Here is a 12011-nt window from a genome sequence, read left to right on the forward strand (position 1 = left end):
TGGCTGGATTTATTTTTGCGTGAATGTGGCAGGCATGACAACTGCGACCACTTCACCTTTAGCGCAGCATTCGTCACCGGCAAAAACTTCTGTATGTACCTTGAACTTTTTCGGGTGTACTTCCTCTACTGAGCCAACCGCCTTTAATGGAATATCTTTAGGTGTTGGTTTCATAAATTTAACTTCAAGTGATGCTGTTACAAACCTCGGCGGCTCAGCACCATCACCAGGTTCATGCCCGTTTTTCCGATGCAAAGCAAGTGACGCTGACCCTGTCCCATGACAATCGATCAGTGAAGCAATCAACCCACCATAGACAAATCCGGGAATCGCAGTGTGTTCCGGCCTTGGTGTGTAAACGGTAACCGTCTTATCACCGTTCCACCCTGTTCTAAGATGATATCCATCATCATTCAGCCTGCCGCATCCATAGCAATGTGCGAAATCATCCGGATACTCATCCTGAATAGCATGTTTTACTGTTTCTGTCATCTTCATTTCCCCCCATCTTTAGTTGTTATCACATTTTTCCTTCAGTTGATCTCCTTCTGTTTCAACCGTATCAAGCAATGCTTTAAATAATAGACCGCATCTTTATTGATTATTAATCTGTTTGATGAACTCTTTCATCAGTCCCGGAACATCCGGCCAGGCATGCCCGGTAACCAGATTTCCGTCCGTATGGTTGGCCTTTTCCATATAGGTTGATCCTGCTGCTTCCACTTCCGGCTTACAGGCAATGTAGGCAGTCATCTCGCGTCCTTTCAAATGCTCCTTCACCGTAGTTAACACCTGACTGGCATGACAGACGGCAGCAATTGGCTTATTTGTTTCAAAAAAATGACTCACAATGGATGGCACATGCTCATTAAGACGTATATGTTCTGGAGCACGTCCGCCCGGAATAATCAAGCCATCATATTCATCCGGATTTATTTCATCAAACGCTGCGTCCGCCTCAATCATATAGCCTTCTTTTTCTGTATACGTTTCCCAGCCGATAAAATCATGGACAACCGTATGCAGCTTTTTGGCAGATCCTGCAGCAATGACTGTTTCATATCCCTCTTCCAGACAACGAAAATATGGGTAATAGATCTCCAGTGCCTCAACAGCGTCACCAGCCAGTATCAATATCTTTTTCGACAATTGTAATTACCTCCCGAACAGAATTTTTGATTCACTATCTATATTCTGTACGCTGTGGTGAAAATCCTTTTTTCAGCAGAGTTGGATGGTAAAAAAGATGAGGTAGGGGGTTCGCACGTTTTCGCCGGACTTCCAATAGTCCGGCGAAAACATACTGCAATGCAATTATGAGTTTTAATTTTCCTCTATCTGTTCAAACGTAAATGGTCCTTCTACATCACTGTCCAATGCTGCAATTGCCATGGGATAGGTCAAAACTTGTATGTTGACTGATCCTTTCGCTGGTTCTGTCACACGATAACTGACCACATTGGAAGCCTCGTCATTTCCAGTCTGCTTGATTTTTTCGACTTCCACATTATATCCACCAGTGTTTTTTTCTCCAAGTAGTATCACAACATACGTCTTTCCATCCGCACGAAACACTTTGTTCTGCTGTTTGGATTGATTTTTTTCAATCCATTTTTGCACAGTGTCAGGCACTGCACTTATTTTAACTGATAGTGATCCATTTTCCTTCTGACCTGCCATTGAATCGTCCTCCTTTAACCCGGAACCACAGCCAGACAGCAATATGATGAGCGTAATAATCACAAGATAACCGACTGATTTCCGCAATATCATTAAAATTCCTCCTGAAATGTTCCATATTCAAGATGATGGTGACATATTCCTTTTTTCATCCCTGATGTTCATTCCTTTAAAAAGTCATCATTATGTTCCATCTCCTTGTATCGCTGCCATTGGCGATGACCGTACATGATTTTCCGGACTGTCTTATCATTTTCAAGACCGGATCCCATTGCACCTGCAATCACCGCAACGGATGTAACAAGCCATGCCAGCTGAATAAAATGCTCATGAATATTATTATCCTTGATGCCCACTGTATGGACAAATAAATCAGGCGGAACAAAAAAGACAACTGCAAACAGAAATAATATATAGAGCACCGCATAATATACGATGACTGAGCTTGTTAATGTGACCACCGTGACCATGTTGTAAAGCATCGTTAATTTCCTGCTCGTTTTAGCGTTGTGTTTTTCCCATAAATTATGAGCAAAAATGATCCATATGACCATTCCCGCGATAGCGATCAGCGTTAGCAACGTAAACTGCAAACCGCCATATGCCGCGCTGATGTTCCAAAGGGTTGTAAACACCAGACCATACGCACCTGTTGCAAATGCGACCGCCACCACACGTTTAAATGCCGGAATGATTCTCCATGGACGGTTGGCATATGTCATTCCTGCGATTAAGCGGAAAAGACCATGGATTCTTGGTCTCACAATAAAACGCAAATCCGCATCTTCGTTATCAGGTAAAACTTTTTTCACAGGCGAAAACTTTCGTTCACTTTTCATCAGCTGTTTATTATTTCGTTCAACGATGTCACTATTCACATATGTTCCGTGACCATTTATCCGGAAATACAACTCACCCACCATTTGTATAATAGCTTTTTTCACTCGGGTCTTCAGCGGAAATGCACCGAATGCAGGAATGGAAATTTGCGCTACCCCTTTCCCATCGTCACCCTCTGCAAGAACAACCGTCTTATCAGAGAATATAGGCATATCTGTCAGGCATATTGCGTATTCCCAATTATGTTCCGCTTTTAATGCTAAAGCCCTTTTTATGATTTCGTCGCTTCTACCCGATGCACCGGTGAGCTGATCAAGCACAACTTCCACATTCCAGGAAATATTATTATCAATTTGCATGGAAAAAGCCGTCTCCAATTTTAGAGCCAGTTTATTGGCAATTGCTTCCGGTAATTCAGGAGCTGGTATAATACCGACTGAAATTTGTTTCATAAAAACTCCCATTCTATATAAGCCTTCCCAAAAAGAAGGTTAAATTTCAATTACGTTATAATTCCCGCCTGGAAAAATCACAAACATAAGCAACTTCGAAAAACCGTTCAAAAAAGGATTATCCGCACTGTTTCAGGCAACACTAAATTTAGTGGATAACTATTTTGAAATGGAGGAATGGAAATGGAAGATGAAAATCAGACAAATGTGGAAAATGAAGACACTTTGACTACGAGACAAGGGCACCCGGTTACCAACAACCAGAGCATCCGAACGATTGGAAACCGCGGGCCCGCTACATTGGAGAATTATGATTTTATCGAAAAGATAAGTCACTTTGACAGAGAAAAAGTACCGGAGCGGATTGTTCACGCACGCGGTGCCGGTGCACATGGTTATTTTGAGACTTATGGAACCGTGGGAGACGACCCTGTTTCCAAATATACAAGGGCTAAAGTTTTTCAGGAAAAAGGAAAACAAACACCACTTTTTGTACGTTTCTCAACGGTTGTACATGGACGGCATTCTCCGGAAACAGTCCGTGATCCGCGCGGGTTTGCAATCAAATTTTATACAGAAGACGGAAATTGGGATTTGGTGGGAAATAATCTGAAAATATTTTTTATCCGTGATGCCATGAAATTTCCGGATATGATTCATGCATTCAGACCCGATCCGGTCACTAACATCCAGGACAGTCAACGATTTTTCGATTTTTGTTCCAGCTCTCCGGAATCGTTTCATATGGTTACATTTGTGTACTCACCATGGGGGATCCCTGCCAACTACCGCATGATGCAAGGATCCGGTGTCAATACATACAAATGGGTAAACAAAGACGGAGAAGCTGTGCTTGTCAAGTATCATTGGGAGCCCAAGCAAGGCATAAAAAATCTGACGGTCAAAGAGGCAAGCGAGATACAAGCTACAAACTTTAATCATGCAACACAGGACTTGTATGATGCGATTGAAAAGGGCGATTATCCGGAATGGGAATTGTTTGTTCAGATTATGAGCGATGATGAGCATTCTGAGCTGGATTTTGACCCGCTTGATGATACAAAGCTATGGCCGGAAGATCAATTTCCATGGCTGCCTGTCGGAAAAATGGTGTTGAATAAAAACCCGGAAGACTTCTTTACGGAAGTAGAGCAGGCAACATTTGGGACAGGTGTTTTAGTAGATGGCCTGGATTTTTCCGACGATAAAATGCTGCAGGGAAGAACATTCTCCTATTCGGATACGCAACGTTATCGTGTCGGGGCAAATCATTTACAATTACCGATTAATGCTGCCAAGAAGCGGGTAGCGACCAACCAGGCAGGAGGTCAAATGCGATATGAACCGGAAAACGCCAATGGAAAAAATCCACATATAAATTATGAACCTTCCACACTCGATGGTCTGAAAGAGGCTAAACAGACCGGGAAAGAATACACACCGAAAGTAGAAGGTAATCTTGTCCGGGAAACCATTGACCGTCAAAGCAACACGAAACAGGCAGGTGAAACGTACCGCGGATTTGAAGACTGGGAAAAGGACGAATTGATTTCCAATCTTGTCGGTGACCTTTCCGCATGTGATAAGCGTATACAGGAAAAAATGGTTGCCCTTGCTGAAGAAGCTGATGACGAATATGGCCGTCGTCTCAAAGAAGGACTGGAACATGCAGAAAATACCGGTTCCAGCAAAAACCCGCTCGGCAACAAAGACAGTGAAAAAGCACCCGAAGAAGCTGTTGACAAAGGACATGACGCGGAAAGATATTAAAGCAAATCCGGGTGGTACCTGGCACCACCCGGATTGTGCCGAATAAAGATGCTTTTCAATCAAGTGCCAGCATTGCACCTACAGCACCGCTATATTCACCATCGGGCAGGAATATAGGGTTCTTTTCGAGCATGGTGGTATATTTGCTGACGGTTTCTTGTAAAAGCGGATTCGAGCGAAACGTTGATCCGATATATACAACAGTATCGACATCATATTGGACTGTCATCGGGGTGGTGATGGACACAATCACTTCCCCAATCATTCCAATAATCGATGCTAATACATCCTTATTGGCAGGTCTGTTTGCCAACATTTTCGCTGTACTGCCAAAGTTGCTTGCGGTCAGATCACCCGAAATTGGGGGAAGTGCACCTTCAAAGATATCTTTTACTTTGAGATCCACTTTGTCTCTGTCGCCCTCTATGGCAAGCTGAACGATAGTTTCATAGTCTTTAATGCCAGTTACTAGCTGAGAAAGTCCAACAAGTGTACCGCCACCAATGCCAGAACCGCCAATCCGCACCTGCTTGTGGTCACTGACATAATGTATTGACGTACCAGTCCCGGCGTTGACGAACAAATACGGGGCGTCAAGTACAAATTCATGCTGCTTCGCCAGAAACTCAATACCCTTTGCAGTCGCATCAAATTCAACTACGGTTTTTACTTCTGCTGTCCATTTATCCTTGAGCACTTTACTTTTCCCACCGGTTACACACACATCCACATGATCAAATCGATTAGTCAGCCATTCAACAGCATCTTCTATTTCAATTGATCGAAACGACCGATAATTTATAATTCCATTTTTCTCATATACAATCTTTATAAGTGTCCCGCCAGCGTCAATACCTGCTTTTATCCTGTCCATGTAATCCACCCTCCGATCTCCGCGTAATATTTCTAACGAATGCTTGAATTTCTTATTCGACAAATACAACTGCGTTTCCTGTCACGAAGACAAAATAAAAGCATTTCGCACTGCCTCCGCTGTTTCGCGCTGAAGGAACTGCCGTTGCCGCCGAAGGAAAAGCATTTCGCGCTGAAGAAACTGCCGTTGCCGCCGAAGGAAAAGCGTTTCGCGCTGAAGGAACTGCCGCCGCAAACAACATACACATTAAAAAAACCGGACAGCTCTTTTACGCCATCCGGTTTCCATCATTCTAGTTATTAATATACTTCTCAAAAATCCTGCCAAAGTCTTTTTCGTGGTATTGTTCCCGTGCGTTTTTGAACCATTCAAAACTGAATTCAGTCAATGCCTTGTATTGATCGGCGGTATTCGCTTCTGAGATTCGTGAATTGTGCAGAATGGTTGCGGCTTTATCAAGACTTTGTTCCGCTTTATTCAAAATAATATTGTTTTCATATGTTTTCTCTGCAATATAAAGCAGCGCCTTATACAAGTCTTTCAATCTGTCAATCTGGTCTTTCTGCACATCAATTGACATTGGTACATTGCCTAACGTGAATTTAATTTCAATATCCCGGTCAATTGTTCCTGCTGTTTCCAGCAAAACATCGGAAATCGCGAACTGGGAATATGGGAAACGGCGCAATGTACGTTTGGAAGAAGTCGCCTTCTCGCCGTCCACATGAATGATTGCCAGGTTGGTAAAACAATACTCGTCCATTTTTGTCTTAATAAGAAAATAGATTTCCTCATTATCTTCATGTCTTACATAATCATCCGCATCTGTTTTATCATAGTCCTGCGGGTCAATAATTTTACCGATATCGGATAACCCCAATGCATCTGAAGCAAACTTTTTTAACATTCCAATACTCCCTTTCCTTTTTGAAGATTGTATTCTGAATAAAGTATACCATTACCTTTTACCCAGAAGAACCCGTATCCGCCAATTCGCAAAAATTTTACATTCCGGTTCGCTTCTGCACCGCTTGTTTATAAATGTCATAATCAGCTTCAGAGAACAATGTCATGATAACTTTTCCAAAATGGTTCACCTCGAGAAATTCCTGTATCGTCCCGATTGCCACATCTGCCGCAAGTTCAATCGGAAATTTATACACACCTGTTGATACAGATGGAAACGAAATACTTGTCAGGCCATGCTCACTGGCTAAATCGAGCGAATTTCGGTAACAATTGGCAAGCAGCTCTTGTTCCTGACCATTATGATTCTGCCAAATCGGACCCACCGTATGAATTACATATCTGGCGGGAAGGTTGTAACCGCTTGTGATCACCGCTTTTCCGGCAGAAAGACGATTGCCGTTCAGCGTTTCATTTCGGATAATCCTGCATTCCTCAAGCAAGCCGCTTCCGGCCCCCCGATGAATGGCTCCGTCCACACCGCCGCCACCCATAAGAGAACCATTTGCCGCATTAACGATTGCGTCGGTCGCTTGTTTCGTAATGTCACCGGTTATCAGTTCCAGTTCATTTCCGTTCCATTTCACACGCATTATATTCCTCCTTACCGTTTATCCAAAAGCGAAAATACATTTCAACATTCTTAAAGCAAGGGGGGTTAATACTGTCTGATTGTACCGCAAAGTTTATCCAACAGCACGGTCACTCTCCCCATTCATTATCCTTACTATATAATAATTCAGCATTAACAGGCAAAAACTTCATATGCAGACGAGGCTGCCGGTGTTTTCTTCCTCAATGGAATAATTATTTCCCAAATGCTAAACTATATTGACAATCATTTACACAGAGGATATGACCACATATGAAACAGTTTGACACTATACATCACTGGACAGGCAGGCTGATTGCAGCTGATCCCGGGCACTCACGCTTAAAAGGTGCAACAAAAACTACCGCAAGCCTAATCCTGTCGATTGTTACAACATTGCTTGTTTTGCATGTAACTGGAAATGTATTCATTATTCCTGTCATTATTTCCGGCATGGTTGGCATGATGGGCACTGTCATTGTCATGGACGATACATTACAGGAAAGAAAAGTGACCACCCCATTAATTGGTGTATCTGCTGCGTTCGGCATCACAGTCGGATCTTTCCTCGCTGAAAAATCCATCGTGATTGACGGACTTATGATGCTCATTATTTTCGGAAGCTTTTACTTTTCTAAATTCGGAAGCAGGTACTTTTCGCTTGGACAAATTGCTTTTATGACAATCTATTTTGGGGTCGTCATGAAATTGCCGCTGGAACAATTGCCTATGGTATACACGGGCATTCTGATTGGGGTCACGTATGCCTACTTGTTCAACTTCAAACTGTTTCAGGATTCAGCACCTGCATTAAAAAAGAGTATGCGCTCATTTCACATCCAGACGAATCTCACCTTCAATATTCTAATCCAGGGCATCCTTGAAAAAGATCTGAATTCAAAGCGCCGCAAAAGTATTGAGAATAACGTCAGAAAACTGCGTATCTATGCGAGAACAGTATCCGGAAACCTGCACAAAGAAGATATACAAAAGCTATGGCCGGGCCTGACACAATCCCAATTACGCACATACGTATTTGATACGGGTATGTTGATTGAAACACTGACAGAATCATTTCAAAAACTGAAAAAAGCGGATGCACTTGAAATCGTAGAATTGAGACGGCTGCTTGCATGGGTGATGACCGCCCTCCGTGATGCAGATATTAATTCTGACCAGCATAATCTGGAAGAGGCCGAATTGGCAATTCAGGCGCTGCGAAATGTAATCGATGAACTAAAACACCAGCAGGAAGAGCCCATGAAATGGATTTTTCTGATCAGGCGAATTGAATCGATTGCTATTCATATTGTGGAAGGCGGAAAGTCAATTCAGCAGGGAATCAAAGGTGGAATTGCACCCAAGGACGCAGAAGATTCAAAAGAAGAAGAAACGGACAGTCATGTAAAGAAAGACGAGAAGACACCAGGTGAATTTTCACCGGCTGCCAAAAAGGCTATTCAGGCACTGATTGCGGGCAATATCGCTATTATTGTCGGGAAATTCATTTCACCTATTCAACCATATTGGGTGCTGCTGACGGCATTTATTTGTCTGCTTGGCACGGAATCAATCGGCAGGACATACAGGAAAGGGTTTCAACGTACATCCGGGACGATTATCGGTGCTGCAATCGGCTTTTTCATGGCAAATTTATTTGGAGGCAATACAATTCCTGAATTGATTATCCTGTTTCTGGTTGTATTTCTGTCTAATTATACGGCTACAGTATCTTATACCCTGATGAGTGCATTCATCACCATGATGATCGCATTCATGTATGACATGCTTCTTGGCGGGGTTGGACTTTCCCTTATTTGGGCAAGAATCATCGATACGGTTGCAGGGGCGGCAATTGCTTATACAGTATCCTTCATTATTTTTCCAAAGCGAACAAGGGAAAAGGTTGCCGAGGTATCGGACAGCTACCTTGCGGAACTGAAACCATTTCTGATCAGCTATATTAAACGATTTCATGAGGAAGTCAGCGTAAAAGAACTTACCTCCCAGGCATTCACAATCGATAACAAATTACAGATGATAGAGGATCAGGCCCAGCCGCTCCTGAAAAAAACGGAGGCCCACAAGCAGTCCAAAATCGCTGAATGGGTGGCCATCTTCACATCCATCAACTATTATGCAAGACAGCTTATAGCTTCATCATATCGGAAGGATTTTGACTTTCCGGATGAATTGACCACCACATTTCAACAAATGGAAGTGAAATTGGAACATAACATTGATACGCTTAGCTCTCTCATTAATGGGGAAAGGCAAGGCGCAACTGTTTATATGCTTGATGAAGAACGTAAACAACTGGAGCAGCTTGCCCCGGACCATAAACAAGACCAGTATGACTTGATTCACCATGTGTATTATATTTGGCGCATCAACCAGTCAATTATGAAGCTGGGGACGGATCTCGGAGCCTCCAGAACTTAATTGCAGTCACACTAAAGCTGTTCTTCTCTTTCATAGTCCAGCTGCAGTTTATCACGTCTGACATACATGGCGGTTACAAGTGCTGCCTCACTGACGATAAGCAGACATACACCAAGTAAAAGCCCGCCGAAGAACAGTGATTCACTGCTTGCCCATGTGGCCATAAACCAGCCAAATGTGGCAAACGTACCAAGGAGAAGATTAATCACACACGCCAGAAAAACCTGTGAACCAAAATAACCGGTTTCTTTTATCATTTTGTATCCGGAGAAATAACTGGCAGCCAGTGAAAGGATAAGAAAGAATATGTAAAAGAAAAGTGCTGAATTGTTCCCTTCTAAGGTCATGCTGATGTTCCTTTCTGTATGCTTTTTTGTTTCATGCTTGAATGAAAAACCCGATACTTCTATATTTCCGTTCCATTACTTTCCAAAACAACTATAATCCGAATTCCGTTTTGATTATACGTGCTGTTTCGGCAGCACTGAGATTGGTATTGTTGAGCCGGACATAATTTCCACAAGTGATTTCACCTTCCAGTGAATGAAGCCGCTCTGTTTTCATCGAGCGCAGCAGTTCTTTCTCGGAAAATGCCACATTCCGCTTGGTCGGTTTGTGCTGCAGCCTGTTCGATGAATTGTTTCGTTTCAACCGTTCTTCGACATCAGCCTCCAGCTCAACAAGACAGATTTCAGCCCCTGCATCAGAGAAAATATTACACATTTTTTTTACGCTGTCCCAGTCCTCCTGCCGGTTAAACGCCCAGACGAAAGTGAATATCATACCTTCCCCGTCATTTTTAGCAACAGATTTAATAATTTCCATGCGAAACATCGTTGACAACCGCCACATCTCGGGGGTAAAACCGAAAAATGGCTCAAGCAGTTCAATCGTCATGTGATTATGCAGGAGCTTTAGGCCTGTCATTTTTGCCAATTCCTGTCCGACTGTCATTTTACCGACTGCCTGCGGACCAAACAGCAGCACAAACTTCATATGTATCCCTCCCGCAGCTTATTCGTTTGGTATCCACAATTTGATCTGTTCGGCAACTTTTTCGGGTGCATCCCGGTAAATATCATGGGTAGTACCCGGGATAACATGTACGGCAGCATCCGGAACATGCTTCCGAAAATGATGAATGCTGCGTGTGCGTAACTCTTCCAATTCTTCCGGCAAATCGCTCCGGAGCAATAAAACCGGGGATGAAACCCGATCCAGAATTTCACTGGTTGGCTCGTTGAAGATACCTTTTACAATTGCCTGGGCCACCGGTATCGGCAATGCCAAGCGGATTTCACCATCTATTTCCTTTACTTGTGAACGCGATGCTGCTTCCAGCTCTTCGGACCATCTTGGCAGCTCACTTCTTTCTGACTCCCAAAAAGCCTCCCATGATGGAAATCGGATACTATTATGGAACTCGACCAGATTTTGCAATTCCTCGTCCAATGACCCTCGTTCCTCTATATATCCGCCATCAAGCGATATAACACGTGTGATTTTCTCCGGGTGTGCTGCGGCATAATAAAGAGCAAGATGTGCTCCCCATGAATGACCGACAAGCGTGATTCCCTGCAGGTCGAGTTGATTGATCAGACGATGAATTGTTTCAGCCATGTTTGATGGCATGTATGCTTCATCCCCGGAATACTCCCCGGCACTTAAATCAAGTGAAACCACATAATAATCCGATAGATAGTGGGCCAGCTCGCCAAAACTAAGACCAGTGCCACCCATTCCATGCAGTAAAACAAGTGCAGGATTTTCTCTGTTTCCCCATTTATGTACTTGCTGCATATAAGCCTATCCCCCAATCTGTTTTTATACTAACTTACCGTTTAACGGCATCCAAAATCAAGGATGGAACCTTAAGAACTCCCTGATTTCGAGGGTCCAGCTTTTTGGAACGAAATATGGCACCATCTTCTATCTTCCAATCCGCCTGACGAAACCTGCCATCTTTATCACAGTATTCCAGTAAGTGTACCGCGAACCCTGCTTTCTCAAACAACATCGTTAAAGTTTGATAGTTATAAACTATTTTATGGCCGGCTGCAGGGTGATCGGCGGGTCCAGGTCCGCCCACCTGGACAATCTGCTGATAGGCTTCATCCGGAAAATAACCGTCCGGTACTGCACAGCGGATATAACCGCCTGTTTTCAAATAGGTATAACAGCGTTTTGCCGCTTCTAATCCCTGCTGATATGTCAGATGTTCCCACACATGTTCTGCCAAGATCGCTGAAATGGAATTTACCTCAAATCGGTTTTTCCAGGTATGTTCGTTAAGCAAATCCAGTTCATCTTCATTTGTATGGGTCCAGCCGGGATTGTTGTTATATTCCCCGGCACCGATAACGATTTTTGTTTCCATTTTATTTCACCCCGAATA

At 43.3% G+C, this 12011-nt stretch carries 14 protein-coding genes; 3 read left to right on the plus strand and 11 right to left on the minus strand.

Features of this window, described 5'->3' with window-relative positions; all coding sequences use genetic code 11:
• Positions 1–9: 9 nt before the first annotated feature.
• From B1K71_RS18325 to B1K71_RS18340, 4 genes are all read right to left on the minus strand, one after another.
• Positions 10–492: a PaaI family thioesterase gene (locus tag B1K71_RS18325; RefSeq protein WP_077329537.1), complete on the minus strand. Its 483-nt coding sequence runs from the start codon at positions 490–492 to the stop codon at positions 10–12.
• Between the two features lie 102 nt (positions 493–594).
• Entirely contained in the window at positions 595–1149 is a 555-nt protein-coding gene (locus tag B1K71_RS18330) for a DJ-1/PfpI family protein (RefSeq protein ID WP_077329539.1), read from the minus strand.
• Between the two features lie 174 nt (positions 1150–1323).
• Entirely contained in the window at positions 1324–1773 is a 450-nt protein-coding gene (locus tag B1K71_RS18335) for a protease complex subunit PrcB family protein (protein WP_077329541.1), read from the minus strand.
• Between the two features lie 68 nt (positions 1774–1841).
• On the minus strand, positions 1842–2972 hold the full coding sequence (locus tag B1K71_RS18340) for an MFS transporter (RefSeq protein ID WP_139343359.1): 1131 nt from the start codon (positions 2970–2972) through the stop codon (positions 1842–1844).
• 183 nt (positions 2973–3155) lie between these two features.
• Here B1K71_RS18340 and B1K71_RS18345 point away from each other — a divergent pair, with 183 nt between their 5' ends.
• The gene (locus tag B1K71_RS18345; RefSeq protein ID WP_077329545.1) at positions 3156–4742 is read left to right on the plus strand and encodes a catalase; all 1587 of its coding nucleotides are present in this window, start codon (positions 3156–3158) and stop codon (positions 4740–4742) included.
• Positions 4743–4797: 55 nt separating this feature from the next.
• Here the strand turns inward: B1K71_RS18345 and coaW are convergent, their stop codons facing one another.
• The gene (coaW, locus tag B1K71_RS18350; RefSeq protein ID WP_077329547.1) at positions 4798–5616 is read right to left on the minus strand and encodes a type II pantothenate kinase; all 819 of its coding nucleotides are present in this window, start codon (positions 5614–5616) and stop codon (positions 4798–4800) included.
• Between the two features lie 144 nt (positions 5617–5760).
• Between coaW and B1K71_RS20045 the strand changes: the two genes are divergently transcribed.
• Complete coding sequence (locus B1K71_RS20045; protein ID WP_175631966.1) at positions 5761–5919, plus strand: hypothetical protein; 159 nt, start codon at positions 5761–5763, stop codon at positions 5917–5919.
• Here the strand turns inward: B1K71_RS20045 and B1K71_RS18355 are convergent.
• Positions 5909–6523: a PH domain-containing protein gene (locus B1K71_RS18355; protein ID WP_077329549.1), complete on the minus strand. Its 615-nt coding sequence runs from the start codon at positions 6521–6523 to the stop codon at positions 5909–5911. The genes B1K71_RS20045 and B1K71_RS18355 overlap by 11 nt on opposite strands.
• 97 nt (positions 6524–6620) lie before the next feature.
• On the minus strand, positions 6621–7175 hold the full coding sequence (locus B1K71_RS18360; protein ID WP_077329550.1) for an O-acetyl-ADP-ribose deacetylase: 555 nt from the start codon (positions 7173–7175) through the stop codon (positions 6621–6623).
• Positions 7176–7447: 272 nt separating this feature from the next.
• Here B1K71_RS18360 and B1K71_RS18365 point away from each other — a divergent pair, with 272 nt between their 5' ends.
• The gene (locus B1K71_RS18365; protein ID WP_175631967.1) at positions 7448–9616 is read left to right on the plus strand and encodes an FUSC family protein; all 2169 of its coding nucleotides are present in this window, start codon (positions 7448–7450) and stop codon (positions 9614–9616) included.
• A gap of 11 nt (positions 9617–9627) precedes the next feature.
• On the opposite strand, the gene B1K71_RS18370 is transcribed toward B1K71_RS18365, so the two are convergent.
• From B1K71_RS18370 to B1K71_RS18385, 4 genes are all read right to left on the minus strand, one after another.
• Complete coding sequence (locus B1K71_RS18370; protein ID WP_077329552.1) at positions 9628–9963, minus strand: hypothetical protein; 336 nt, start codon at positions 9961–9963, stop codon at positions 9628–9630.
• A gap of 91 nt (positions 9964–10054) precedes the next feature.
• Positions 10055–10612 (minus strand): AAA family ATPase, encoded by a 558-nt coding sequence (locus tag B1K71_RS18375; protein ID WP_077329554.1) that lies wholly within the window; start codon positions 10610–10612, stop codon positions 10055–10057.
• A gap of 18 nt (positions 10613–10630) precedes the next feature.
• The gene (locus B1K71_RS18380) at positions 10631–11416 is read right to left on the minus strand and encodes an alpha/beta fold hydrolase (protein ID WP_077329555.1); all 786 of its coding nucleotides are present in this window, start codon (positions 11414–11416) and stop codon (positions 10631–10633) included.
• Positions 11417–11450: 34 nt separating this feature from the next.
• The gene (locus tag B1K71_RS18385; protein WP_077329557.1) at positions 11451–11993 is read right to left on the minus strand and encodes a class I SAM-dependent methyltransferase; all 543 of its coding nucleotides are present in this window, start codon (positions 11991–11993) and stop codon (positions 11451–11453) included.
• Between the last annotated feature and the right edge of the window lie 18 nt (positions 11994–12011).

The organism is Virgibacillus siamensis (assembly GCF_900162695.1).
GTDB lineage: Bacteria > Bacillota > Bacilli > Bacillales > Amphibacillaceae > Lentibacillus > Lentibacillus siamensis_A.

What these genes read in the sequence shown, in the direction of transcription:
- B1K71_RS18325 (WP_077329537.1), bottom strand. Translation starts at nt 492, where the DNA reads ATGACAGAAACAGTAAAACATGCTATTCAGGATGAGTATCCGGATGAT.
- B1K71_RS18335 (WP_077329541.1), bottom strand. Translation starts at nt 1,773, where the DNA reads ATGATATTGCGGAAATCAGTCGGTTATCTTGTGATTATTACGCTCATC.
- B1K71_RS18340 (WP_139343359.1), bottom strand. Translation starts at nt 2,972, where the DNA reads ATGAAACAAATTTCAGTCGGTATTATACCAGCTCCTGAATTACCGGAA.
- B1K71_RS18345 (WP_077329545.1), top strand. Translation starts at nt 3,156, where the DNA reads ATGGAAGATGAAAATCAGACAAATGTGGAAAATGAAGACACTTTGACT.
- coaW (WP_077329547.1), bottom strand. Translation starts at nt 5,616, where the DNA reads ATGGACAGGATAAAAGCAGGTATTGACGCTGGCGGGACACTTATAAAG.
- B1K71_RS18355 (WP_077329549.1), bottom strand. Translation starts at nt 6,523, where the DNA reads ATGTTAAAAAAGTTTGCTTCAGATGCATTGGGGTTATCCGATATCGGT.
- B1K71_RS18360 (WP_077329550.1), bottom strand. Translation starts at nt 7,175, where the DNA reads ATGCGTGTGAAATGGAACGGAAATGAACTGGAACTGATAACCGGTGAC.
- B1K71_RS18365 (WP_175631967.1), top strand. Translation starts at nt 7,448, where the DNA reads ATGAAACAGTTTGACACTATACATCACTGGACAGGCAGGCTGATTGCA.
- B1K71_RS18370 (WP_077329552.1), bottom strand. Translation starts at nt 9,963, where the DNA reads ATGACCTTAGAAGGGAACAATTCAGCACTTTTCTTTTACATATTCTTT.
- B1K71_RS18375 (WP_077329554.1), bottom strand. Translation starts at nt 10,612, where the DNA reads ATGAAGTTTGTGCTGCTGTTTGGTCCGCAGGCAGTCGGTAAAATGACA.
- B1K71_RS18380 (WP_077329555.1), bottom strand. Translation starts at nt 11,416, where the DNA reads ATGCAGCAAGTACATAAATGGGGAAACAGAGAAAATCCTGCACTTGTT.
- B1K71_RS18385 (WP_077329557.1), bottom strand. Translation starts at nt 11,993, where the DNA reads ATGGAAACAAAAATCGTTATCGGTGCCGGGGAATATAACAACAATCCC.